General features: G+C 65.4%; 1 protein-coding gene. It reads left to right on the top strand.

Going from position 1 to position 353, the window contains the following annotated elements:
* Positions 1-339: LbetaH domain-containing protein (locus D9V41_RS16935; protein WP_481725509.1), on the top strand; the 339-nt coding region annotated here is incomplete at its 5' end.
* Between the last annotated feature and the right edge of the window lie 14 nt (positions 340-353).

Below are 353 nucleotides of genomic sequence, written 5' to 3'. Positions count from 1 at the left end.
GTCCTGCCGTTCGACGACGAGGACGCTAAAGCGAAGCTGTTCGAGCAGATCCTCGGTCGGCCGCTCCCGCCGCGGGTGACAATCTATCCGCCGTTCTATACCGATCACGGCCTGCGCCTGGAGCTAGGAGAACGCGTTTTCATCAATCAGGGCTGCACGTTCCTGGACTACGCCGGCATCCGGCTGGGCGACCGGGTCATGGTGGCACCGAAGGTCACGTTCATCACGGTGGGCCATCCCGTCGACACCGAGGATCGCCGCATCTGGCTGACGGGCGGACCGATCGACGTGAGGGAGAACGTGTGGATCGGCGCAGGCGCGACGATCCTCCCGGGGTGAGCATCGGCCGCGAC

This window comes from Aeromicrobium phragmitis (genome assembly GCF_003674095.1).
GTDB classification, from domain to species: domain Bacteria; phylum Actinomycetota; class Actinomycetes; order Propionibacteriales; family Nocardioidaceae; genus Aeromicrobium; species Aeromicrobium phragmitis.
Note: the sequence above shows the minus strand (reverse complement) of the source record. Positions and strands in the feature narration are given on the sequence as shown.